The organism is Enterobacter sp. RCC_40 (assembly GCF_041360735.1).
GTDB lineage: Bacteria > Pseudomonadota > Gammaproteobacteria > Enterobacterales > Enterobacteriaceae > Enterobacter > Enterobacter ludwigii.
Genome location: NZ_JBFUPR010000002.1, coordinates 472,527 through 494,563, shown reverse-complemented (window position 1 = coordinate 494,563; position 22,037 = coordinate 472,527). Strand labels below are relative to the sequence as shown.

24 protein-coding genes are annotated in these 22,037 nt (G+C 54.3%); 11 read left to right on the top strand and 13 right to left on the bottom strand.

Annotated features, from left to right (window positions below; translation table 11 throughout):
- Window positions 1-75: 75 nt before the first annotated feature.
- Window positions 76-864 (bottom strand): deaminated glutathione amidase, encoded by a 789-nt coding sequence (locus AB6731_RS10470; protein WP_371006337.1) that lies wholly within the window; start codon window positions 862-864, stop codon window positions 76-78.
- Window positions 865-931: 67 nt separating this feature from the next.
- On the opposite strand from AB6731_RS10470, the gene crcB reads away from it, so the two are divergent.
- Window positions 932-1,315, top strand: a complete 384-nt coding sequence (crcB, locus tag AB6731_RS10465) for a fluoride efflux transporter CrcB (protein ID WP_151712014.1) — start codon at window positions 932-934, stop codon at window positions 1,313-1,315.
- Between the two features lie 220 nt (window positions 1,316-1,535).
- Here crcB and cspE read toward each other — a convergent pair whose 3' ends face one another.
- Together cspE and pagP are read right to left on the bottom strand one after the other, a co-directional pair.
- Window positions 1,536-1,745 carry a transcription antiterminator/RNA stability regulator CspE gene (cspE, locus tag AB6731_RS10460; protein WP_002439184.1) on the bottom strand — a complete coding sequence of 70 codons (210 nt, stop codon included), beginning with the start codon at window positions 1,743-1,745 and terminating at the stop codon, window positions 1,536-1,538.
- A gap of 191 nt (window positions 1,746-1,936) precedes the next feature.
- The gene (gene pagP, locus AB6731_RS10455) at window positions 1,937-2,554 is read right to left on the bottom strand and encodes a lipid IV(A) palmitoyltransferase PagP (RefSeq protein WP_155964414.1); all 618 of its coding nucleotides are present in this window, start codon (window positions 2,552-2,554) and stop codon (window positions 1,937-1,939) included.
- 495 nt (window positions 2,555-3,049) lie between these two features.
- Here pagP and dcuC point away from each other — a divergent pair, with 495 nt between their 5' ends.
- Window positions 3,050-4,417 carry an anaerobic C4-dicarboxylate transporter DcuC gene (gene dcuC / locus AB6731_RS10450; protein ID WP_020885003.1) on the top strand — a complete coding sequence of 456 codons (1,368 nt, stop codon included), beginning with the start codon at window positions 3,050-3,052 and terminating at the stop codon, window positions 4,415-4,417.
- Window positions 4,418-4,511: 94 nt separating this feature from the next.
- A complete protein-coding gene (gene rna, locus AB6731_RS10445) occupies window positions 4,512-5,321 on the top strand; it encodes a ribonuclease I (RefSeq protein ID WP_020885004.1) in 810 nt (269 codons plus the stop codon).
- On the opposite strand, the gene AB6731_RS10440 is transcribed toward rna, so the two are convergent.
- A complete protein-coding gene (locus tag AB6731_RS10440; RefSeq protein ID WP_371006334.1) occupies window positions 5,315-5,932 on the bottom strand; it encodes a flavin reductase family protein in 618 nt (205 codons plus the stop codon). The two genes, rna and AB6731_RS10440, sit on opposite strands and share 7 nt — an antisense overlap.
- Before the next feature lie 89 nt (window positions 5,933-6,021).
- Window positions 6,022-6,852, bottom strand: coding sequence for an alpha/beta fold hydrolase (locus AB6731_RS10435; RefSeq protein WP_020885006.1), 831 nt, complete (start codon window positions 6,850-6,852; stop codon window positions 6,022-6,024).
- A 254-nt stretch (window positions 6,853-7,106) separates the two neighbouring features.
- Here AB6731_RS10435 and rnk point away from each other — a divergent pair, with 254 nt between their 5' ends.
- On the top strand, window positions 7,107-7,517 hold the full coding sequence (gene rnk, locus AB6731_RS10430; protein ID WP_014169101.1) for a nucleoside diphosphate kinase regulator: 411 nt from the start codon (window positions 7,107-7,109) through the stop codon (window positions 7,515-7,517).
- Between the two features lie 137 nt (window positions 7,518-7,654).
- Entirely contained in the window at window positions 7,655-7,744 is a 90-nt protein-coding gene (gene yldA / locus AB6731_RS10425; protein ID WP_271661446.1) for a small membrane protein YldA, read from the top strand.
- A 9-nt stretch (window positions 7,745-7,753) separates the two neighbouring features.
- Here the strand turns inward: yldA and AB6731_RS10420 are convergent, their stop codons facing one another.
- Complete coding sequence (locus AB6731_RS10420) at window positions 7,754-8,992, bottom strand: zinc-dependent alcohol dehydrogenase (RefSeq protein WP_086532802.1); 1,239 nt, start codon at window positions 8,990-8,992, stop codon at window positions 7,754-7,756.
- A 180-nt stretch (window positions 8,993-9,172) separates the two neighbouring features.
- Between AB6731_RS10420 and uspG the strand changes: the two genes are divergently transcribed.
- A complete protein-coding gene (gene uspG, locus AB6731_RS10415; protein WP_020885008.1) occupies window positions 9,173-9,601 on the top strand; it encodes a universal stress protein UspG in 429 nt (142 codons plus the stop codon).
- Between the two features lie 59 nt (window positions 9,602-9,660).
- Here the strand turns inward: uspG and ahpF are convergent, their stop codons facing one another.
- Window positions 9,661-11,226 carry an alkyl hydroperoxide reductase subunit F gene (gene ahpF, locus AB6731_RS10410; RefSeq protein WP_371006333.1) on the bottom strand — a complete coding sequence of 522 codons (1,566 nt, stop codon included), beginning with the start codon at window positions 11,224-11,226 and terminating at the stop codon, window positions 9,661-9,663.
- Between the two features lie 175 nt (window positions 11,227-11,401).
- Window positions 11,402-11,965 (bottom strand): alkyl hydroperoxide reductase subunit C, encoded by a 564-nt coding sequence (gene ahpC / locus AB6731_RS10405; protein ID WP_008501015.1) that lies wholly within the window; start codon window positions 11,963-11,965, stop codon window positions 11,402-11,404.
- A 639-nt stretch (window positions 11,966-12,604) separates the two neighbouring features.
- Here ahpC and AB6731_RS10400 point away from each other — a divergent pair.
- Entirely contained in the window at window positions 12,605-13,504 is a 900-nt protein-coding gene (locus AB6731_RS10400) for a LysR family transcriptional regulator (RefSeq protein ID WP_032677673.1), read from the top strand.
- 154 nt (window positions 13,505-13,658) lie between these two features.
- Here the strand turns inward: AB6731_RS10400 and AB6731_RS10395 are convergent, their stop codons facing one another.
- Complete coding sequence (locus AB6731_RS10395; protein WP_025204683.1) at window positions 13,659-14,819, bottom strand: pyridoxal phosphate-dependent aminotransferase; 1,161 nt, start codon at window positions 14,817-14,819, stop codon at window positions 13,659-13,661.
- Between the two features lie 123 nt (window positions 14,820-14,942).
- Between AB6731_RS10395 and AB6731_RS10390 the strand changes: the two genes are divergently transcribed.
- Genes AB6731_RS10390 through AB6731_RS10380 form a run of 3 tightly spaced genes read left to right on the top strand, consistent with a single transcriptional unit; the run spans window position 14,943 to window position 16,782 of the window.
- Entirely contained in the window at window positions 14,943-15,557 is a 615-nt protein-coding gene (locus AB6731_RS10390; protein WP_020885012.1) for a methylthioribulose 1-phosphate dehydratase, read from the top strand.
- Window positions 15,554-16,243: an acireductone synthase gene (mtnC, locus tag AB6731_RS10385; protein ID WP_032677670.1), complete on the top strand. Its 690-nt coding sequence runs from the start codon at window positions 15,554-15,556 to the stop codon at window positions 16,241-16,243. The genes AB6731_RS10390 and mtnC overlap by 4 nt, the downstream gene beginning before the upstream one ends.
- Window positions 16,240-16,782, top strand: a complete 543-nt coding sequence (locus AB6731_RS10380) for an acireductone dioxygenase (RefSeq protein ID WP_014169089.1) — start codon at window positions 16,240-16,242, stop codon at window positions 16,780-16,782. Before mtnC ends, AB6731_RS10380 begins: the two co-directional genes overlap by 4 nt.
- A 41-nt stretch (window positions 16,783-16,823) precedes the next feature.
- On the opposite strand, the gene AB6731_RS10375 is transcribed toward AB6731_RS10380, so the two are convergent.
- A complete protein-coding gene (locus tag AB6731_RS10375) occupies window positions 16,824-17,294 on the bottom strand; it encodes an SRPBCC family protein (protein ID WP_014169088.1) in 471 nt (156 codons plus the stop codon).
- A gap of 43 nt (window positions 17,295-17,337) precedes the next feature.
- Entirely contained in the window at window positions 17,338-18,354 is a 1,017-nt protein-coding gene (mtnA, locus tag AB6731_RS10370; RefSeq protein WP_221716558.1) for an S-methyl-5-thioribose-1-phosphate isomerase, read from the bottom strand.
- A 105-nt stretch (window positions 18,355-18,459) separates the two neighbouring features.
- Between mtnA and mtnK the strand changes: the two genes are divergently transcribed.
- Window positions 18,460-19,659: an S-methyl-5-thioribose kinase gene (gene mtnK / locus AB6731_RS10365; protein ID WP_371006332.1), complete on the top strand. Its 1,200-nt coding sequence runs from the start codon at window positions 18,460-18,462 to the stop codon at window positions 19,657-19,659.
- 54 nt (window positions 19,660-19,713) lie between these two features.
- Here mtnK and AB6731_RS10360 read toward each other — a convergent pair whose 3' ends face one another.
- Together AB6731_RS10360 and AB6731_RS10355 are read right to left on the bottom strand one after the other, a co-directional pair.
- A complete protein-coding gene (locus AB6731_RS10360; RefSeq protein WP_014169085.1) occupies window positions 19,714-20,955 on the bottom strand; it encodes an LVIVD repeat-containing protein in 1,242 nt (413 codons plus the stop codon).
- Window positions 20,952-22,016, bottom strand: coding sequence for a sugar ABC transporter substrate-binding protein (locus AB6731_RS10355; RefSeq protein ID WP_163304600.1), 1,065 nt, complete (start codon window positions 22,014-22,016; stop codon window positions 20,952-20,954). The genes AB6731_RS10360 and AB6731_RS10355 overlap by 4 nt, the downstream gene beginning before the upstream one ends.
- Between the last annotated feature and the right edge of the window lie 21 nt (window positions 22,017-22,037).

The window sequence follows — 22,037 nt, the reverse complement described above, 5'->3', positions numbered from 1 at the left end:
GTATTAACGGTCATTTGACGCGTGCACACAATAGCAATCTGTAACAAGGTGAATCAAGCATTGTTGAAAAAAACATCACAATAATTGCGGTGGCGCAAACCGACGGTTGCGAAGAACCGGTAATTGCTGCCGTGTAAGCGTAATCCTCTCCCGCTGTAACTCTGTCATCAGCAAAGCCGGGGCCTCCGCCGCAGCGGCTATCGTAACCCCCAGCGGATCCACCACCCTGCTCTGCCCAATGTTCTTATTGCCGCACTCCCCCGAGGCCACAACATAACAGGTTGTATCCAGCGCACGCGCTGCAAGGAGCGTTGCCCAGTGATGCTCTTTAAGCGGCCCCTTGACCCACGCGGCAGGCACAACCAGCACGTCAGCCCCCTTTAACGCGAGCGTAAGTGCCAGCTCAGGAAAACGCAGGTCGTAGCAGGTCATCAACCCAATCTTAAAGCCATCGACATCAAGCAGCGGTGGGATGCTGTCTCCCGGATCCACCCGCCGCGATTCCTGAATGCTGAAGGCATCATAAAGATGGAGTTTGGCATAGCGCGCAACGATCGCGCCGTCACGGATGGCCACGAGCGTATTTACCGCTCGTCCTGCCGTCGAGGGGACATGCACCGTAAAGAGGGTGGTCAAACCATTGCCCGCACTTTCCGCCAGCAGGTGCTGTAAAAATCCGCCGTCCAGGGGCTGGGCAGACTTCACCGACAGGTCCGGGTCGTTGTCATCTCTTGCCAGCAGCGCCTCCGGCAGCACCAGCAAGGAAGCTTCTTTCAGGCGGGCCTGCCTCATCAGAGAGACACATTTATCTGCATTCTCTTGCCAGTCAGGCGTAACCGCAAACTGTCCTACCGCAACATACATATTTGTCCCCTCAGCAAAAACCGCGTTAAACTCGCCACTCTTACACATCAAATAGCAGGTATTTACAGTGTTACAACTACTTTTAGCCGTTTTTATTGGTGGGGGTACGGGTAGCGTTGCGCGGTGGTTCTTGAGTATGCGTTTTAATCCCCTGCATCAGGCTATTCCAATGGGTACGCTGGCGGCTAACCTGATAGGTGCTTTCATTATTGGCGTGGGGCTGGCCTGGTTTAACCGTATGACGCATATCGATCCCGTGTGGAAGCTATTGATTACCACCGGCTTTTGCGGCGGTTTAACCACCTTCTCCACGTTCTCGGCGGAAGTGGTTTTCCTGTTTCAGGAAGGGCGTGTCGGCTGGGCGTTCATGAACATTGCGATTAATATGCTCGGCTCCTTTGCGATGACGGGGATCGCATTCTGGCTATTTTCTTCCGCCACGACGCACTAACAGACGCTGCGTTAATGTTGGCTTAATTTTTCTCTGTCACTCTGAACGCAATACTGAACGAGGGTGACAGAATGAAACAGAACCTGATGAGCGCAGGTGTGGTGTTGTTGAGCGTGCTGATCGTTGCCAGCTTCCTCAAAATGTATCTGCTTAGCTGATTCCACGCGAAAAAAAACCCGCTCAGTGAGCGGGTTTTGAAATTCTTGCTGACGCGTCTGAATTACAGAGCGATTACGTTAGCAGCAGAAGGGCCTTTGGCACCGTTAGTGATTTCGAACTCTACACGCTGACCTTCAGCCAGAGTTTTGAAACCATTAGACTGGATTGCAGAGAAGTGTACGAACACGTCTTTGCTGCCATCTTCAGGAGTAATGAAACCGAATCCTTTGGACTCATTAAACCACTTAACGTTACCTTTAATCTTAGACATCAAAATTACCTTTACATTAAAAAACGACACAAATGCTGTGTCGGGTACCAGTACATCAATTGTGGGACCTTTTGTCCAGCGGTTCTTTGATAAAAAGTGACTAAAGTCGCGTTAATTTCTGCTGACGGTTTTTTATCTCAACGGAATCAACGGCTGCACATTTTTTTCACCACCACGTGACGTTTTTTCAGTTAAAACTGAAAACGCATCCAGGCGAAGTAAACGTTACCGTTGTTGTATGTCCCCGGGATATAGGTCATCTGGAACGTTGCCGGACCATAGCCGATAGAGGCCAGAGGCAGCAGCACCGGAATCGGAATGTAGTTCCAGTTGTCGCGTGCGGTCACACCGGCGGTGTAGCCCAGCCCCACATGGAAGTTTTCATCGGCTAACGGACGCCAGGTTTTCTCCCAGCCATAACCCCCGATCGGTTCCCATTTGTTAAAGGAATCTTTAAAGGCCATCAGATAGATGCCATGCCAGTTCCCTTTTTCGTCCCAACGCGACTGACCAAAACCAGCCCCCCACGGGCGCTCGTTATATTTGTCAGTCTTTTCTTTGTCATAGGCAAAACGCGCATGCCACGTTATTGCCGGAACATACAGGTCATAATGCTCTGGCGCAGTCCAGGTCTGCGACACATTATCAGTGAAGGTGGAGAACCAGCCTTTATCGGTTGCATTGCTCTCGGCGTGTGCAACAGACGACAATGCTAACTGCCCAAAAATAAACAACAAAATGAGGGAAAATTTATTACGTACAATCACAATGCAATTACCATTCTTAGTATTCGAGGCAAAGTTTACCATAAAATAGTTTAATCAAAGCTTAACAGCATCAGCGTTATTCCTAATTAATCAGCGTCTTCCTGGGAATATTCTGAGAGGAACATACCTTCACGCCATAATAAGCACAATAAAAGTAAGCCTTTATTAGGCTTTAATACGCTGGACAATCCAACCAACGCCAGCAATGACGGTCTCCAGGGCCCGTCCTGGAGGGCTGCCGGCAGCCATTAAAAACCCAGTTCCCAAAGGGTTTTTGCCTTTTCTTTCTGCGGCGAATTTAAACCCACAAAATATTTAACAACCCATTATCATTTAATTGACATATAGTGATATCTCTACCGGTCAATATGCGCATGAGATAAATGCCGGGGCGATGGCAAAAATACCGTTAATATCTTCTTTAGTAGTCTGTTTATTGATTTTAATCAGCAAGGACAGAACATTAATTCGGCACATTTCATCCTTCTTTTTTATTGATTATTTGTGCTCTCGGGCAGCAAGGATACAGGGGAAACCATGCTTACGTTTATCGAGCTCCTTATCGGAGTCGTCGTCATTGTCGGTGTAGCGCGCTACATCATTAAAGGTTACTCGGCCACAGGGGTGTTATTTGTCGGCGGGCTAACCCTGCTCATTATCAGCGCCATCATGGGCCATCAGGTGTTACCGGCCAGCGCAGACAGTACGGGCTACACCGCCACTGACATTGTTGAATACATTAAAATCCTGCTCATGAGCCGCGGTGGCGACCTGGGTATGATGATCATGATGCTGTGCGGTTTTGCGGCGTACATGACCCATATCGGCGCGAATGATATGGTGGTTAAACTGGCGTCCAAACCGCTGCAGTACATTAACTCCCCGTATCTGCTGATGGTCGCGGCCTATTTCCTTGCCTGCCTGATGTCCCTTGCCGTGTCGTCCGCAACCGGTCTTGGCGTACTGTTAATGGCCACCCTGTTCCCGATTATGGTTAACGTCGGTATCAGCCGCGGCGCAGCCGCCGCGATTTGCGCCTCGCCGGCCGCCATTATTCTTTCCCCCACCTCCGGTGATGTCGTGCTCGCAGCCAAAGCCGCTGAGATGTCGCTTATCGACTTTGCGTTCAAAACCACGCTGCCCATTTCTATCGTCGCCATTGTCGGCATGGGCATCGCGCACTTCTTCTGGCAGCGCTATCTCGATAAGAAAGAGAACATCAGCCACGAGATGCTGGACGTGAGTGAAATCACCACCACCGCGCCGGCGTTTTATGCCATTCTGCCGTTCACACCTATTATTGGCGTGCTTATTTTTGACGGTAAATGGGGCCCGCAGCTGCACATCATCACCATTCTGGTGATCTGCATGCTGCTGGCCGCCCTGCTGGAGTTTGTGCGTGGGTTTAACACGCAGAAAGTCTTCTCGGGTCTGGAAGTGGCCTATCGCGGTATGGCGGATGCGTTTGCAGGGGTCGTTATGCTGCTGGTTGCAGCAGGCGTCTTCGCCCAGGGTCTGAGCACCATCGGCTTTATTCAGAGCCTGATTTCCATCGCCACCTCGTTCGGCTCGGCCAGTATTATCCTGATGCTGGTTCTGGTAGTGCTGACCATGCTCGCCGCCATGACCACCGGTTCAGGTAACGCGCCGTTCTACGCCTTTGTTGAGATGATCCCGAAACTGGCTCACTCCTCAGGCATTAACCCGGCCTATCTCTCCATCCCCATGCTGCAGGCGTCTAACCTCGGTCGCACCATTTCGCCGGTATCGGGTGTGGTTGTAGCCGTTGCCGGGATGGCAAAAATCTCGCCTTTCGAAGTGATCAAACGCACCTCCGTCCCCGTGATTGTAGGGCTGATTATCGTGATTATTGCCACGCAGGTGCTGGTACCCGGCGCAGCTTAAGCTAAATTCCTGATATCCAGAAAGCGCCTGCGGGCGCTTTTTGTGCTTTAATAATTTCCAGAAATTATTCATGCTCATTCGATCAGGAAATCACATGTTCAGGAAGGATATCGTTATTCCGTCTGGCGCAATCGCGCTGGCACTCTGTGTATTCTCCGCACAGGCCGACCCACTCAAGGCAACGCAGTATGGCGATTTCGATCGCTACGTTCTGGCTCTTTCCTGGCAAACCGGGTTCTGCCAGAGCATGGCCGACCGTAACCGCAACGAGCCCGAAGAGTGCCGTTTACAAAAAGAGAGTGATAACAAAACCGATTTTCTGACCGTGCACGGATTATGGCCGGGGCTGCCAAAATCTGTTGCCGCTCGGGGGGTGGATGAACGCCGCTGGATGCGTTTTGGCTGCGCGACCCGTCCAATCCCGAACATGCCGGAGGTGAAGGCCAGCCGCAAATGCGCTGCAGCCGAAACCGGACTGTCGCTTTCAGGTGCTGCGAAGCTGAACAGCGTTATGCCAGGTGCTGGCGGTAACTCCTGCCTGGAACGCTACGAATATGCCAAACACGGCGTGTGCTTTGGTTTTGATCCTGACGCGTATTTCGGCACGATGGTGCGCATGAATCAGGAGATAAAAAACAGCGCGGTCGGCAAGTTCCTCGCCGATAACTATGGAAAAACCGTAAGCCGCAGCGATTTTGACAGCGCCGTGGCCAAGGGCTGGGGCAAGGAGAATGTCAAAGCGTTCAAACTTACCTGTAATGGCAACCCGTCCTACCTGACCGAAATGCAGATCTCACTTAAGGCAGACACCATTAATAACCCGCTTTCTGCGACCTCATTTGCTCCGCAGCCACACCCGGGTAACTGCGGAAAACAATTCGTCATTGATAAAGCCGGTCACTGATTGACGATTGGTCGGGTCATGTCAAACCGGAGCTCGTCACTGATGCCATAGTAAGCCGTCGGCCCACCCGCACGCAGGATGGGCTGCGCTTTCGCCGTCTGATAAATCCCCTCTTCCAGCAACGTTTCGGCGATGTGAATACCCACCACTTCGCCGAGCACCAGCCAGGTATCAACCGGTGTGCCGTCGGCCCCGGTAAGCTGAATACACTGCGACAGGCGACACTCAAAGTTAACCGGGCTTTCTGCCACCCGCGGGGCGTTCACCAGCTGGCTGGCCGCTGGCGTTAATCCCGCAAAGGTAAATTCATTTTCATCGTGGGGAAGCATAGCCGAGGTCGCATTCATCGCTTCAGCCAGATCGCGCGTCGCCAGGTTCCAGACAAACTCGCCGGTTTCGGTAATATTACGCACGCTGTCTTTCCAGCCGTTGCTGGAAAAACCGATGATAGGCGGACGATAGTTAAAGCAGTTAAAGAAGCTATACGGCGCGAGATTCAGCTGACCGGCGTTGTCGCACGAGGAGATCCAGCCAATCGGGCGTGGGCCAATAATCGCGTTCAGTGGGTCATGCGGCAGGCCGTGTCCCAGAGAAGGTTGATAGAAATACATAGTGCTCTCTTAATGGTGGGGCAGACACGAATTGCGTTTCGCTCAGTACCCTGGATCAGGACACTCAGCGTAACGCAATCCGCCAGGAATTAAGACTGAATAAATTTCAGCAAATCGTCGTTGATCTGGTGCTTATGCGTGGTGCATATGCCGTGAGAACCCCCGGCATAGACCTTCAGCTCAGCGTTCGGCAGGATCTCTGCAGCCACCCGACCACAGGTCTCGATCGGGACTATCTGGTCGTCATCGCCGTGGATCACCAGCGTCGGGATAGTCATCTTTTTCAGATCTTCACGCAGATCGGTTTCAGAAAACGCTTTTACGCAGTCATACAGCGCCTTGATCGACCCCTGAAGCCCCTGCTCAACGAAGCTCTCCCGCACCGCTTTGGACTCTTTTGCCCCCGGGCGGTTATAGCCATAAAACGCCTCGGTCAGCGCATAGAAGAAAGCTGCGCGATCGTTAATCACGCCTTCCCGAATACCATCAAACACCTCTTTCGGCACACCGTTCGGGTTGAAATCGGTTTTGATCATAATCGGTGTCACGGCACCAATAAGTACCGCTTTCGCCACGCGATCCGTACCGTGGCGACCAATATAGCGCGCCACTTCGCCACCGCCGGTTGAATGCCCCACGTGAACAGCGTCTTTCAGATTCAGACGCGCCGTCAGCTCAGCCAGGTCGTCGGCGTACTGATCCATATTGTGTCCATCCCACGGCTGCGCTGAGCGGCCATGTCCGCGGCGGTCATGTGCAATTACGCGAAATCCTTTTGACCCCAGGTATAACATTTGGTCTTCAAAGGCATCCGCCGTCAGCGGCCAGCCGTGGCTAAACACCACGGGTTGCCCGCTTCCCCAGTCTTTAAAATATAAATAACTGCCGTCTTTCAACGTAATTTTGTCGTAATCGCTCATGAGATCTCCTGAGAAGAAACACTGAATGCGGATAGTCGCCCGCAGGGGGCGCTTAAAAAGAATAATGCAAATTGGCAAGGGAGCACGTTTTTCACCGAAAATTCATATGACCCATGAATGTGACCTGTATCACTTCAAAGTTGTGCGCTCAGCCAGTATCATCAGAAGAGTTAAACCCTCGCTGCCAGACGGCGAGGGTTTTCTTTTGGATTGGTTTCTGCGTTACACGCAGCATTAACGACATGGAGTAAAAAATGTCCAGACCCACCATCATCATCAATGAGCTTGACGCAGAACGTATTGACAGACTGCTGGAAAAAGCAGAATTCGCTTCGCTTCCGGTGGCTGACGCCCTGAATGAAGAGCTTGACCGGGCGCAGATGTGCACGCCTGAATCCATGCCTCACGACGTGGTCACCATGAACAGCCGGGTTAAATTCCGTAACCTGGCCACCGGTGAAGAGCTGACCCGAACGCTGGTCTACCCGGCGCAGATGACCGACAGCAGTGCACAGCTTTCGGTCCTTGCCCCTGTGGGTGCCGCGCTTCTTGGTCTGCGTACGGGAGACACCATCAACTGGGCGTTGCCAGGCGGTGCCGCGGCGCATCTGGAAGTGCTGGAGCTGCTCTACCAGCCAGAAGCCGCGGGCGACTACCTGCGTTAACCCCATCTGAACAAACGCTCCCGCGTTGCACAGAGGATGCACCCGCATCCTCTTTCCGCAAATTCACCCGATTATCCTATATCGCCCGAAAACCCCTTAACCCACGCTTAATCTGTTTGGGTGCCGCGGGGACGGTCATGAGTGAGATAGTGGTTATCACACTTATTTTTCTCATTATTCTGGCGATCATCGTCATGGCGGTGCTTTATCTTGAGCGTCATAGGTAAGCGATAATCTCACACCACCCCACCCGGGAAAGCATTGACCAGGCCTTTCACCTGCTGTGCCGCCGCATCAGGCGTTTCCGCCCCCGGCACCAGAATGACCTTGCGGCACTCCTCCTCCCGTTTTTCGAAAATCTTGTAGGCGCGTTCCGCATCCGCCAGCGGCAGATAGTGGGTCACAATCTCCTCCGGCGTAAGCAGCCCTTTTTCGATAAGCGGCAGCAACTCGCCCAGCCAGGCGTGGACGTGTGTCTGCCCCATCCTGAAACTCAGCCCTTTATCGAAGGCATCGCCAAACAGGAAGCCGTGAATAAACCCGGCGTAAACGCCAGGGACGCTGACAACGCCGCCGCGCCGGACAGCCGCGATACACTGACGCAGCGCTTTGCCGCTGCTGCCTTCAATTTTAAGGTTGCTGAGGATTGTTTCCGTGGTGCTGCCTTTGGCTTCGAACCCGACGGCATCAATCACCGCATCGACACCACGCTGGCCGGCAGTTTGCTCAATGATTTTTTCGGCGGCATCGTTATCATCATCAAAGTTGACAGGGATTGCGCCGTAGCGCGCCTGAGCGAATTGCAGGCGATACGGGTGGTGGTCGATAACGAAGATCTGTTCCGCCCCGAGCAGTCGCGCGCAGGCAATGGTCAGCAACCCCACCGGCCCGGCGCCGAACACGGCCACGCTCGATCCTTTTTCGATCTGCGCATTTTTTGCCGCCTGCCAGGCGGTGGGTAAAATATCTGACAGGAACAGCGCTTTGTCATCGGACAACAGCGGCGGCACCTTGAACGGCCCAACGTTCCCCTTCGGTACGCGAACATATTCCGCCTGGCCTCCCGGCACGCCGCCGTAGAGATGGCTATAGCCAAACAGCGCGGCTGGCGCGGGAATCTGCTTTTTGTTCAGCGCGGCGCCCTGCCCGGCGTTGGTCGTCTCGCAGGCCGCGTATTGCTGCAGACGGCAGAAGAAACAGTCACCGCAGGCAATCACAAACGGGATAACCACGCGATCGCCCTTCTGTAAATTCTTCACCTCCCTGCCGCACTCAACGATTTCCCCCATAAATTCATGACCAAAAATATCGCCGTGTTGCACCTTCGGGATTTTGCCGCGATAGAGATGCAGATCGGACCCGCAAATCGCCGTAGCCGTAACCCGCAGAATAATATCGTCTGGCTGTTCAATGATGGGATCGGGGACATTCTCGACGCGAACATGATGTGGGCCGTGATACGTGAGTGCTTTCATGCAACCTCCGAAAGGATCCAGGACAGTGTATAAAGGGTAGCTACCCCAGAAGACTTGCCCGTGATGACGGATCTTTTGAGATTTTTCCTGGCGAGATCAAAAAGTGGCGCCGCGCTTACAGAAACCATTCATATTTTGTGGTTGAATGAATTCAGCGTTTATAAACAAGGAGAAACGGGTATGTATCAGACAATCATTATGCCGGTTGATGTTTTCGAGATGGAGCTGAGCGACAAGGCCGTACGCCACGCGGAGTTCCTGGCGCAGCAGGACGGGATCATCCATCTTTTACACGTGTTACCGGGTTCAGCCAGCCTGAGTCTGCACCGCTTTGCCGCCGATGTACGTCGCTTCGAAGAGCATCTTCAGCACGAAGCTGAAAATCGTCTACAAACCATGGTCGGGCATTTCAGCATCGACCCTTCACGTATCAAAACTCACGTCAGGTTCGGTAGCGTGCGGGATGCCGTTAATGAACTGGCCAATGAACTGAAAGCAGACGTCGTGGTGATCGGTTCCCGTAATCCTTCCATTACCACCCACCTGCTGGGCTCTAACGCGTCGAGCGTGATCCGCCACACCCACATTCCAGTGATGGTCGTCAGGTAAAAAAAAGAGGCCACCTTTCGGTGGCCTCTTGCTGTTGCAGGTGTAGTCTTGCTTTCTTTTTATGCCGTTTTGGTGCGAATCAGATAATCGAACGAGCTCAGAGACGCTTTCGCCCCTTCACCGGTGGCAATGATGATCTGTTTGTACGGAACCGTGGTGCAGTCCCCTGCCGCGAACACCCCTTTCACGCTGGTTTCGCATTTCGCATCGATAATAATTTCGCCCATGCGGTTGCGCTCAATCGCGCCGTCCAGCCAGGTGGTGTTTGGCAACAGACCAATCTGTACGAAGATCCCCGCCAGCGCCACGCTATGCACGTCACCGCTCACGCGGTCGCGGTATTCCAGACCGGTCACTTTGCTGCCGTCACCTTTCACTTCCGTGGTCTGCGCATTCAGCACGATATCGACGTTTTTCAGGCTACGCACTTTGTCCTGCAGCACCTGGTCCGCTTTCATCTCTGGGGCGAACTCCAGCAGGGTGACGTGTTCAACGATACCCGCCAGGTCAATCGCCGCTTCCACACCGGAGTTACCGCCGCCGATCACCGCCACGCGTTTACCTTTAAACAGCGGGCCGTCGCAGTGCGGGCAGTAGGTGACGCCTTTGGTGCGATAATGATCTTCACCTGGGACGTTCATGTTGCGCCATTTGGCGCCGGTGGCAATGATAATGCTGCGCGCTTTCAGCACCGCGCCGGAGGCGGTTTCAATCTGGTGTAACCCCCCTTCAACCGCGGCCGGAACCAGCTTGCTGGCGCTCTGGCTGTCGATCACATCCACTTCATAATCGCTGACGTGCGCCTTCAGTGCGCCAGCCAGTTTCTGGCCTTCGGTCTTCGGCACAGAGATGTAGTTTTCGATATCCACGGTGTCGAGCACCTGGCCACCGAAGCGTTCGCCCATCAGGCCGGTACGAATGCCTTTACGGGCGGAGTAAACCGCCGCCGCCGCGCCCGCCGGGCCGGAGCCGACAATCAGAACATCATACGCGTCACGTTTGTTCAGCGCTTCTGCCGCACGTTTTTCGGCACCCGTGTCCACTTTGGCAACGATTTCGGTCAGCGTCATACGGCCCTGGCCAAACTCCTGACCGTTCATAAAGACCGCCGGAACGCCCATGACGTTACGATCGGTGATTTCGTTCTGGAACGTACCGCCGTCAATCGCCGTGTGCTTAATGCGCGGGTTCAGCACCGACATCAGGTTCAGCGCCTGCACCACGTCCGGGCAGTTATGGCAGGAGAGTGAGTAATAGGTTTCAAACTCAAAATCGCCGTCAATATCGCGGATCTGCTCGAGCAGCGCCTGCGCCTCTTTTGACGGATGACCACCAGTCCACAGCAGTGCCAGCACCAGCGAGGTAAATTCGTGGCCCAGTGGAGAACCGGCAAAACGCGGCCCCTGGTCAGAACCCGGATTGGTGATCAGGAAGGAGGGCTTGCGCACCGCCAGACCGTTATCTTCTTTGAAGGTCACGTTCGGTGACAGTTCGGCGATCTCTGCCAGCAGTTCCTTGATCTCTGCCGATTTAGCGCTGTCGTCCAGCGTGGCAATCAGCTCAACAGGTTTGGTCAGTTTCTCAAGGTAGGCCTTGAGCTGGGTTTTCATATTGGTGTCGAGCATTGTTCTTCCCTCTCTAAAAACGTCATCATGCAAGCTGCCTTATTCGGGCGGCCTGAATGCAACTTGCATCATGGTGCTGGAATAAAATGGGCGCGGGCGCGCCCATTACGACTGTCATTTCCGGAGCCTGTCGCGTCAGAGCAGGCGATGCTCTGCGCGAAAGACGGCGGGAAACTTAGATTTTGCCAACCAGGTCTAAAGACGGTGCCAGAGTCGCTTCGCCTTCTTTCCATTTCGCCGGGCAAACTTCACCTGGGTGAGAAGCAACGTACTGTGCCGCTTTCACTTTACGCAGCAGGTCAGAAGCATCACGGCCGATACCTTCAGCGGTAACTTCGATTGCCTGGATAATGCCCTGCGGGTCAACAACGAAGGTAGCACGGTCAGCCAGGCCTTCATCTTCACGCATGTTGTCGAAGTTACGGGTCAGGGCGCCAGTCGGGTCGCCGATCATCGCGTATTTGATTTTCGCGATGGTTTCAGAGCTGCTGTGCCATGCTTTGTGGGTGAAGTGGGTGTCGGTAGAAACAGAGTAAACGTCTACGCCCAGCTTCTGCAGTTCGTCGTAATGGTCTGCAACGTCACCCAGTTCGGTGGGGCAAACGAAGGTGAAGTCAGCCGGATAGAAGAAGAAGACGCTCCAGCGGCCTTCGGTATCTTTCTCGGTCACTTCGATGAATTCACCGTTTTTGAACGCCTGGTTTTTGAAAGGTTTAATTTTGGTATTAATCAAAGACATCTGTACTTCCTCCGTGTTTTCGTTGAGATGTAAGGTAACCAACTTTCGCCGGGTGGGCTAATGCGTTTGCTTTATCAAATCAATCAGCCATACCTAACAACCCGAACAAGACAACGTGATGAACTGAATTAACGAAAAGCCAAAAGTAAAAAGGCCGCCCTGGTGGGCGGCCCTGATACCTGAACTTTCCACAGGAACTTTCAGTGCCAGCAATTGCTGGCGTTGCGTTGCGCTCTACATACCTCATATCAAGGCCGTAACAGCGCCTTGATTACAACACCCGCACAGCGCGAGGGCAATGCACATGAGCGCCAATCGTATCTATGGCTGTGATAGGTTTCATCGAACACGGTTTATCGCGCAGAACGTAAGACGCGCCGGCGAGGATTAATAAAAATGAATGATAATTATTTGTCTATATATAATTGAGACTATTTTAATGCAAACAGCCTCGCAGTTTTAGAGATAAAAATATCTTAATATTCATTGAAGCTCTATTTTATAAATCTGCCATCGTGATATATTAAGTCAACATACAACTCTAATTAAGTAAGTTAATTGCATGGATGGTAAATGATTAACTTCCTTCTATAGTTATCAGTGATGTGTTAACGCAACGCAGTCCACTCAGGATGAAACATGGCTAATCTCTACGATCTGAAAAAATTTGATCTTAATCTGCTGGTAATTTTCGAGTGTATTTATCAGCACTTAAGCATCAGCAAAGCAGCAGAAACGCTCTATATTACGCCCTCGGCGGTCAGCCAGTCGCTGCAAAGGTTGCGTAATCAGCTCAACGATCCCCTGTTCATTCGTTCCGGGAAAGGGATTACGCCCACCACGGTAGGCGTGAACCTGCACCATCATCTTGAGCAAAACCTCAACCAGCTTGAGCAGACGATTAACATCATGCATGGCTCAACGCTAAAAAAGAATTTTGTGGTGTACAGCCCGCAAATCCTGACCACAGAAAACCTGCTGGGCCCGCTTAAATTATTGATGCGAGAGCACAATTACGAGATTGAACTGCATGACATGCTGCTCTCTGCTGACTCCGCAGAAGATCTGCTGGCATACCGTAAGGCAGACTTAATTTTCTCAATGGCCCCGGTTAGCAACCGTTCAATGATTTGTGTGCCATATGCATCTTATTCCGTCCTGCTGGTCTGCAGCCAGGATCATCCGCGGATGAAAGAGGTGGCCACCATGGAAGAGCTTCAGGAAGAGAAGTTTACGATATTCCTCAGTGATGAGCCGGGCGTTAAAACCTATCAATCGATGGCAGAAAAAGTGCATGCGGAAAAGACAATCGGTTTTCGCTGTGACTCTGTATTTACTATTATTTCGATGATAAGTGCCTCTCATTTAATTGGTTACGTACCCGAAATTTTATTTGATAAATACAGTGAAGTGCTAAGACTCAAAAAAATCACTGCACCGTTCACCCTTCCCTCGCTTGACATTTTTATGATTTATAATCGTTCGGCATTGAACAGTACGGCATTCGCGAAATTTATTAACGAAGTAACAGAAAAATAACAGCGACGGGCTGTGTCGCTCACAGCCCGTTCTCTTTGTTAATACATAATCCTGACTTATATTTTATAACGCGCTTTCGCGTTATTTTGACTGATATTCCTCTCACTTATTATGGGCAGACCGCCGTTATTCTAACGCAAGAGGGATGACACGCTCAGAGTGTATTCAGCCGCTCCGCCGCCGCGAGAAGCGTCGATTCCTGTTTCGCAAAACAGAGCCGGATCAGCTTATGCGGGAACGGGTCGGCGCAAAATACGGACAGCGGAATGGCAGCAACGCCCACCTCTTTTGTCAGCCACTGGCAAAAACTCACGTCATCCCGATCCGAAATCGCGCTGTAGTCCGCCAGCAGGAAGTAGGTCCCTTCGCAGGGTAAAATCTCCAGACGGCTCTGGCTTAGCGCATTCACAAACAGATCCCGACGCTGACGGTAGAATGCCGGCAGGTCGCGGTAGTGCTCCGGTTCGGCGCGCAGCATATCAGCCAGGGCCAGCTGGGCTGGCGTGTTTACGGCAAACGTCAGGTACTGATGCACTTTACGCAACTCAGCGCTGATGGCCGCAGGAGCCACGCAGTACCCCACCTTCCAGCCGGTCATGTGATAGGTTTTACCAAATGACGATACCGCCACGGCACGCTCGCGAAGCTGCGGATGGGCCAGCACGCTGGCATGCCCTTCCTGCGCAAAACAGATGTGCTCATACACTTCATCGCTCAGCACGTAAATTTCACGCCCGGCAATCGCCTGCCAAAGCTTTGCGAAATCGGCTTTCTGCCATGCGGTCGCCGACGGGTTGTGCGGAGTATTGATAATAACCAGACGGGTTTTGTCGCTCAGCAAGGCAGCAAACGCCTGCCAGTCCGGACGGAAATGCGGTGGCTGTAGCGCGATGCGTTTCACCACGCCGCCGGAGAGTTCAACCGCCGGCGCGTAGCTGTCATAACTCGGGTCAAAGCAGATCACCTCATCACCCGTGCGCACCAGCGCGGTAATTGCGGCATACAACGCTTCGGTCGCCCCTGCCGTCACCGTGATGTCGCTGGTAGCGTCTGGCTTATAGCCATACAGCTCAGCCGTTTTGTCTGCAATGGCGTCCCGCAGAGCCTGCACGCCCGTCATCGGTGCATACTGGTTCGCCCCCTGCGCAACGTGGTACGCCAGACGTTCCTGCAAATAACGCGGGCCATCAAAATCAGGGAACCCTTGCGAGAGATTAATGGCGTTGTGCTGCTGGGCCAGTGCGCTCATTTGCGTAAAGATGGTGGTACCAAGACTGGGAAGTTTACTCTGAGGAATCAATGCGTTATTGCTCATTGTGTTGTGCCTGCATGTAATACTTATGTTGCTGACACTATAACACGATGTTAGTCTTTGGCAATCAAGACGCTTAGACGTCTAAACAATATGAATATTCCTGACCGAGAGGGAAAAAGGAAGATGACCGACAACCTGCAACTCACACACCTGGTCGACGCCTGCCGCTGGATCGGCGCAAAAGGCTGGGCTCCCGCGACCGGCGGCAACATGTCCGTGCGTCAGGATGCGCATCTGTGCTGGCTCAGTGAATCCGGTAAAGATAAAGGCAGCCTGACCACCGACGATTTTCTGCAGGTGGAGATTGCGACCAACCGTGCACCGTCTGGCCGCACGCCGTCGGCTGAAACCGGGCTTCACACGCTCATCTATCGTCTGTTTCCCGAAGCCAACGCGGTTCTGCACGTCCATACCGTCAATGCCACGGTCTTGTCGCGGCTGGTCAAAGAGCCCGAACTGAAGATCACCGGCTTTGAGATGCAAAAATCCCTCTCCGGGCAGAGCACGCATCTGGATACGGTCGCCATCCCGGTGTTTGATAACGACCAGGATATCGACGCACTCGCCGTGCGCATTGCCGAATACGCTCAGGCGCACCCGTTTAATTATGGTTTTCTTCTGCGCGGTCATGGCTTAACCTGCTGGGGACGCGATGTGGCCGAGGCCCGCCGTCATCTGGAAGGACTGGAATTCTTATTTGAATGCGAAATGCGTTTACGACACTGGGAGAGAGTATGATTCGCGCGATTGTGACGGATATTGAAGGGACCACCAGCGATATCCGTTTTGTCCATGATGTTTTGTTCCCCTACGCGCGTGAGCGTCTGGCGGCCTTTGTGTCCGCGCAGCAGTACGCCGAGCCGGTCAAATCGATTCTGGACAACCTGCGTGATGAAATTAACCACCCGCACGCCAGCGTAAGCGACCTTATCGACATACTTTTTACGTTTATGGATGAAGACCGCAAGTCAACCGCGTTGAAGGCGCTACAGGGGATCATCTGGCACGACGGCTACGTTAACGGCGATTTTACCGGCCACCTCTACCCGGACGTACTGCCTGCGCTGGAAAAATGGAAAGCGCAGGGTATTGATCTCTATGTTTATTCCTCAGGCTCCGTCGCGGCGCAGAAACTGTTATTTGGCTACAGCGACGAAGGTGATATTACTCATCTGTTCAGCGGCTATTTTGATACCCACATCGGTGCCAAGCGCGACGTCCAGTCTTACCAGAACATTGCGGCACAAACGGGTATCCCCCCGTCGCAGATCCTGTTCCTGTCGGATATACATCAGGAGCTGGACGCCGCTGAGCAGGCAGGTTTTCGCACCCTGCAACTGATTCGCGGCGATGATGACGGTGCAAGCCATCACCATCAGGTACACCAGTTCGACGAGATTAACCCGGAGCAGATCCCTTCATGAGCGCATTGACCATTTATTCCGATAAAGACCCCAGTCAACCTCGCTGGCACAGCACCGACGCTGCCGACATCGCCCAACAGCTCAACGCCAGAGGGGTTCGTTTTGAACGCTGGGCCGCAGACCGCGACTTAGGCCGCGATCCTGCCCCCGATGCGGTTATCGCGGCTTATCAGCATGCGATCGACACGTTAGTGGCAGAGAAAGGTTATCAGAGCTGGGATGTCATCAGCCTGCGTGCCGACAACCCTCAAAAAGAGGCGCTGCGCGCTAAGTTCCTGAACGAGCATACCCACGGGGAAGATGAAGTGCGTTTCTTTGTTGAGGGTGCGGGGCTGTTTTGCCTGCACATTGGCGACGAGGTGTGTCAGGTATTGTGTGAGAAAAACGACCTGATTTCCGTGCCTGCCGGAACGCCGCACTGGTTTGATATGGGCTCAGAGCCGAACTTTACCGCCATTCGTATTTTTGATAACCCCGAGGGGTGGATTGCGCAGTTCACCGGCGATGCGATTGCGGATGCGTATCCGCGTCTGGCATGATTTTTCCCCCTCTCCCTCCAGGGAGAGGGGGCGAAAAAACGTCAATGTTTCAATCCCTTCGTATACGCCACCAGCTGGTCCAGCACAATGCCCCACCCTTCGTGGAAGCCCATCTGTTCATGCTGCTCGCGGATTTCCGCCGTTGGATGGCGAGCAATGGCGGTATAACGCGTTTTGCCCTCCCCCACATCATCCAGCAGTAGAATGGCCGTCATAAACGGCTTTTCAGCGGGCTTCCAGCCTTCCGTATAACCGTCGGTAAAGACCAGCTTCCTGCCGGGATCGATTTCGAGAAACACACCCCGGTTATCCATCCGTTGCCCGTCTACCTCAAACACCGTGTTAAACCGCCCGCCAACGCGCAGGTCAAGGTCACACTCGGTCACTTTGTGCGGAACCGGAATGAAGAAGTTTTTGATGTGCTCGGGTGTCGTCCAGCAGAGCCACAGCAGATCGCGCGGGGCATCCACCACGCGTTCCAGTTTTAAGTCTGTATCAGGATCAAGCGTCACGTGACTGTCCTCCTAAAGGGACCCCCTTAAAGGATAGTCGTCCTCAGGCGAATTTCCCTTTTGCCACCTCTTCCGGCGTGACGATGCCCGTATCCAGCACCCAACCGCTTATCAATGCCGCTGGCGTGACGTCAAAGGCCGGGTTGTAGACCTGCGCGTTTTCAGGAGCCCACTGCACCGCGCCAAAGCTCCCGGCCACGCCCGTCACTTCGCTGGCCGCACGTTGTTCAATGGGGATTGCCTCACCGTTCGGGCACGCCGGGTCAAGCGTGGTATGCGGGGCGGCGACATAGAACGGAATACCGTGGAACGTTGCCAGAACCGCCAGAGAATAGGTGCCAATTTTATTCGCCACGTCGCCGTTGGCCGCAATACGGTCTGCGCCCACCCACACCGCGTCAACCAGCCCTTTTGCCATCAGGCTGGCGGCCATGGAATCGGCGATCAGCTGATACGGCACGCCCAACTCACCGAGTTCCCATGCGGTCAGTCTTCCACCCTGCAACAGGGGGCGGGTTTCATCCACCCAGACGGTGCTGACGCGTCCTTCCTGATGCGCGCGGGCAATCACGCCGAGCGCGGTGCCAACCCCTGCCGTCGCCAGCCCGCCGGTATTGCAGTGGGTCAACAGACGGCTGCCGGGTTTCACCAGCGTACTGCCGGCATTCGCGATGGCCTCGCACAGCTGCTTGTCTTCATCAATCAGACGCAGCGCTTCCGCCGCCAGCGCAGGCACAAAATCCTCCTGCCAGAGAGCCAGCTTCATGCGGTCGAGGTTGTTCATCAGGTTCACCGCCGTCGGGCGGGATGCCCGCAGGGTCTCCAGCGCCACAGCCAGTTCATCACGGCTTTTGCCGTTTTCCGCCAGAAGGGCCAGCAGCAGGCTTGCAGAGAGACCAATCAGCGGTGCCCCGCGTACGCGCAGGGCGTGAATATGGCCGACCAGCGCCTCTACCGTCGAGGCGTCAAGCCAGCGTTTCTCCTGAGGAAGCGCCTGCTGATCGAGAATAAATAACTGATTCTCCGCCACTCGCAGGCTGGTCGTCTGTAATGTCTGCATGTCGTTAATTCCCTGTTGCGTTGTTGTAGCACATTGTGTCAGGATGAAATCCAGATGTATAGACGTCTAAATGTCTTTATTAGCTAAACCAGTGAGGAACAGGCAATGTCGCAATACCGTACCTTTACCGCCCAGGATGCCGTGGAGTATGCAAAGCAGTTCGGCGGCCTTGATGATCCCTCATCGCTGGTGGAGGCGCAGGAAGTGGGCGACGGTAACCTCAATCTGGTGTTCAAAATTTACGATACCGAGGGCGTAAGCCGCATCGTTGTTAAGCAGGCGCTGCCGTATGTGCGCTGCGTCGGCGAATCCTGGCCACTGACCCTGGATCGCGCCCGCCTGGAGGCGCAAACGCTGGTCGAACACTACCAGCACAGCCCGCAGCACACGGTGAAAATCCACCACTTCGACCCCGAACTGGCGGTGATGGTGATGGAAGATCTCTCCAGCCATGCCATCTGGCGCGGGGAGCTGATCAAAAACACCTACTACCCGCAGGCGGCGCGTCAGTTGGGTGAATACCTCGCGCACACGCTGTTCCATACCAGCGACTTTTACCTGCACCCGCATGAAAAGAAAGCGCAGGTCGCGAAATTCCTTAATCCGGAGATGTGCGAGATCACCGAAGATCTGTTCTTCAACGATCCGTATCAGGTCCACGAACGTAACAACTACCCTGCTGAACTGGAAAAAGACGTTGCCGCCCTGCACGATGACGCTCAGTTAAAAATTGCCGTGGCCTCGCTGAAGCACCGCTTCTTCTCACACGCTGAAGCCCTGCTGCATGGCGATATTCATAGTGGCTCGATTTTCGTGGCAGACGGCAGTCTGAAAGCCATCGACGCAGAGTTCGGCTACTTCGGCCCCATCGGTTTTGACGTCGGCACCGCCATCGGCAACCTGCTGCTCAATTTCTGCGGCCTGCCGGGGCATCTGGGTATTCGCGATGCCGCCGCGGCCCGTGAACAGCGTCTGGCCGACATTCAGACGCTGTGGAACACCTTCGCGGAGCGCTTCCAGATCCTGGCCAGTGAGAAAACGCGCGATGCGGCACTTGCTGCACCGGGCTACGCCTCTGAATTCCTGAAAAAGGTATGGAAAGACGCGATCGGATTCTGCGGCACGGAGCTGATTCGCCGCAGTGTCGGTCTGTCGCACGTGGCGGATATCGAGACCATTCAGGATGAAGCAATGCGCCACGAATGCCTGCGCCACGCGATTACGCTTGGCAAGGCGCTGATTGTGATTGCCGACCGTATCGACACCGCCGAAGATCTGGTGGCGCGGGTGCGTCAGTACAGTTAAACGCCTCGGCCCTCTCCCGATGAAGAGGGCCGTCAGAAAGACACCAGCGCGCCGTTACCCCAGATACTCAATCACCGACAATCCACCGTTATAATCCGTGCTGTAGATAATGCCCTGCGCATCGACAAACACATCGCATGACTGGATTACCTGCGGTCGATTCGGCCGCGTATCCATCATCCTCTCAGGCGCCGCCGGCACCAGCGCACCGGTTTCAACCGGACGGTAAGGATTGGAAATATCAAACGCGCGCACGCCCGCATTCTGCCAGGTCGCAAAAATCAGCGTTGAGCTGACAAAGCTTCCCGGCCGGTTCTCGTGCAGGTTGTGTGGACCAAAATGCGCCCCTTTCGCCACATAATCCCGCTCCTGCGGCTGCGGGAATGTGGAAATACTTACCGGGTTCGACGGCTCGCGAATATCAAACAGCCAGATGAACTTCTCACCGTCCTCCTGGTTATCCAGTACCGCTTCATCCAGCACCACCAGCAGGTCACGATCCGGCAATGGCAGCGCGGTGTGCGTGCCACCTCCAAACGGCGGGCTCCAGTTGCGATGGCTAATCAGCTTCGGCTGCGTGCGATCCTTCACGTCCAGCAGCGTCAGTCCCCCGTCGCGCCAGCTCCCGTAAGCGGTATCCCCGGCGATAATCGCGTGGTGCAGCGCGTAGCGTTTGCCTTCCGGCCAATTGGGTTGCTCACCGTCGGCCTGGTTCATCCCCGGCAGCCACCAGCGCCCGGCCACCTCAGGCTTTTGCGGGTCGGCCAGGTCGATCGTCAGGAAAATATAGTCGGTAAAGCCGTCAATCAGCGCCGAAACATACGCCCAGCGCCCGCCGACGTACCAGATACGGTGAATGCCGATGCCGCTCAGGGATAAAAAGCCGATCTCACGCGGTTTGTCAGGGGTGGAGATATCAAACACCCGCAACCCGGCGCTCCAGCCTTTGTCCTGCACGTCGCGTACGGTTTCTCCTACCTGACGGGTGTAGTAGACCTTTTCGTCAGCGAAACGGGCATCCGCGAACAAGTCTCGCGCGTTAATGACCAGCAGGAGATCGTCGTGCGCCTGAAGATGAACGTTCCAGGTGCCGGGCGGCGCGGGCATATAGCCTGCCGGTTTGGGATGTTTAGGGTCGCGCACGTCCACAATGGAAAAGCCCTGCGAGACCATATGCCCGATGTACGCGAAACCGCGATGCACCATCAGCTGCACGCCGTCCGGGCGACCGCCCTGATCGCTATGGCCAATCAGCCGCATATTGCGGCTGTATTCAGGCGTGGGAAGCACACTCATTGATGTTTCGCTTCAAGCGTCGCAAACCACGGGGCGATAAAATCTTCGGTCTGACCCCAGCCTGGAATGATTTTCCCCAGCGACGCCACGTTCACCGCGCCTGGCTGTGCGGTCAGCAGCGCCTGCGGGATCGCCGCCGCTTTGAAATCATACGTGGCGGGTGTGGTTTCACCGGCAATCTTGTTGGCAATCAGACGTATGTTGGTTGCACCAATCAGCTTCGGATCCACCGCCACGCTCACTTTCCACGGGCTACCTGGCTCGCGCATCAGCTGAAGATCCTGGTTTGAGATATCGATGCTGTAGAGTTTGATTTCGGTGCGGCCGTTCTCTTTCAGGGCTTTGTAGGCCCCCTGGCTGAAGGCATCCCAGGTTCCCCAGATGGCGTCAATTTTGCCTTTCGGGTATTTCGCCAGAATAGCGCCCACTTTATTCGCGGTATCTCCCTGCACGTCAGACGAAACGGCACCGATAGACTCCAGCTCTTTAATGTCCGGATACTGCTTCTGCAGCGCTTTATAGGCTGCCTGACGACGTTCCATCGGCGGGAAACCGGCAACCCACAGCTTCACGATGTTGGCTTTGCCGTTGAAATCTTTCGCCAGCTGGCCGAAGGAGAGATGGGTCAGGGAAGCATCATCCTGCTGGGTCACGGTCACCCCGGGAATGTCGCCCTGAACGGCGGTATCAAACACCGACACTTTAATACCGGCATCGACGGCTTTTTTCACCAGCGCGGTCGCATAGGGGTCGCGCCCCTGAGAGAGGATAATCCCGTCATATTTCTGGCTGATCGCCTGATTGACGAAGTCCTGGAATTTGGCATCGTCGCCATTGCTCAAAAAGGTGCTGACCTTAAAGCCGAGCTTTTTGCCTTCCTGAATGGCACCGGCGACAAACTGCGTGGTGTTGTCGTCAGAGCCGAGGTTACGGATCACCGCAATGCGGATAGGGCCGTCATGATTTGCAATGGCGGGCGGAAGCGGTGCGGGGGTTGCCGCAAGGCCTGGCAGCGACGTCAGTAACCCTAATGCCACCAGAGAGAGGGTGATTTTTTTCATTCTGTTTTCCCGTTGTGTTGT

Excerpts from the sequence above, each read along its gene's own strand:
- AB6731_RS10470 (WP_371006337.1), bottom strand. The coding sequence starts at position 864 with ATGTATGTTGCGGTAGGACAGTTTGCGGTTACGCCTGACTGGCAAGAG.
- cspE (WP_002439184.1), bottom strand. The coding sequence starts at position 1,745 with ATGTCTAAGATTAAAGGTAACGTTAAGTGGTTTAATGAGTCCAAAGGA.
- pagP (WP_155964414.1), bottom strand. The coding sequence starts at position 2,554 with ATGGTAAACTTTGCCTCGAATACTAAGAATGGTAATTGCATTGTGATT.
- dcuC (WP_020885003.1), top strand. The coding sequence starts at position 3,050 with ATGCTTACGTTTATCGAGCTCCTTATCGGAGTCGTCGTCATTGTCGGT.
- rna (WP_020885004.1), top strand. The coding sequence starts at position 4,512 with ATGTTCAGGAAGGATATCGTTATTCCGTCTGGCGCAATCGCGCTGGCA.
- AB6731_RS10440 (WP_371006334.1), bottom strand. The coding sequence starts at position 5,932 with ATGTATTTCTATCAACCTTCTCTGGGACACGGCCTGCCGCATGACCCA.
- AB6731_RS10435 (WP_020885006.1), bottom strand. The coding sequence starts at position 6,852 with ATGAGCGATTACGACAAAATTACGTTGAAAGACGGCAGTTATTTATAT.
- rnk (WP_014169101.1), top strand. The coding sequence starts at position 7,107 with ATGTCCAGACCCACCATCATCATCAATGAGCTTGACGCAGAACGTATT.
- yldA (WP_271661446.1), top strand. The coding sequence starts at position 7,655 with ATGAGTGAGATAGTGGTTATCACACTTATTTTTCTCATTATTCTGGCG.
- AB6731_RS10420 (WP_086532802.1), bottom strand. The coding sequence starts at position 8,992 with ATGAAAGCACTCACGTATCACGGCCCACATCATGTTCGCGTCGAGAAT.
- uspG (WP_020885008.1), top strand. The coding sequence starts at position 9,173 with ATGTATCAGACAATCATTATGCCGGTTGATGTTTTCGAGATGGAGCTG.
- ahpF (WP_371006333.1), bottom strand. The coding sequence starts at position 11,226 with ATGCTCGACACCAATATGAAAACCCAGCTCAAGGCCTACCTTGAGAAA.
- ahpC (WP_008501015.1), bottom strand. The coding sequence starts at position 11,965 with ATGTCTTTGATTAATACCAAAATTAAACCTTTCAAAAACCAGGCGTTC.
- AB6731_RS10400 (WP_032677673.1), top strand. The coding sequence starts at position 12,605 with ATGGCTAATCTCTACGATCTGAAAAAATTTGATCTTAATCTGCTGGTA.
- AB6731_RS10395 (WP_025204683.1), bottom strand. The coding sequence starts at position 14,819 with ATGAGCAATAACGCATTGATTCCTCAGAGTAAACTTCCCAGTCTTGGT.
- AB6731_RS10390 (WP_020885012.1), top strand. The coding sequence starts at position 14,943 with ATGACCGACAACCTGCAACTCACACACCTGGTCGACGCCTGCCGCTGG.
- mtnC (WP_032677670.1), top strand. The coding sequence starts at position 15,554 with ATGATTCGCGCGATTGTGACGGATATTGAAGGGACCACCAGCGATATC.
- AB6731_RS10380 (WP_014169089.1), top strand. The coding sequence starts at position 16,240 with ATGAGCGCATTGACCATTTATTCCGATAAAGACCCCAGTCAACCTCGC.
- mtnA (WP_221716558.1), bottom strand. The coding sequence starts at position 18,354 with ATGCAGACATTACAGACGACCAGCCTGCGAGTGGCGGAGAATCAGTTA.
- mtnK (WP_371006332.1), top strand. The coding sequence starts at position 18,460 with ATGTCGCAATACCGTACCTTTACCGCCCAGGATGCCGTGGAGTATGCA.
- AB6731_RS10360 (WP_014169085.1), bottom strand. The coding sequence starts at position 20,955 with ATGAGTGTGCTTCCCACGCCTGAATACAGCCGCAATATGCGGCTGATT.
- AB6731_RS10355 (WP_163304600.1), bottom strand. The coding sequence starts at position 22,016 with ATGAAAAAAATCACCCTCTCTCTGGTGGCATTAGGGTTACTGACGTCG.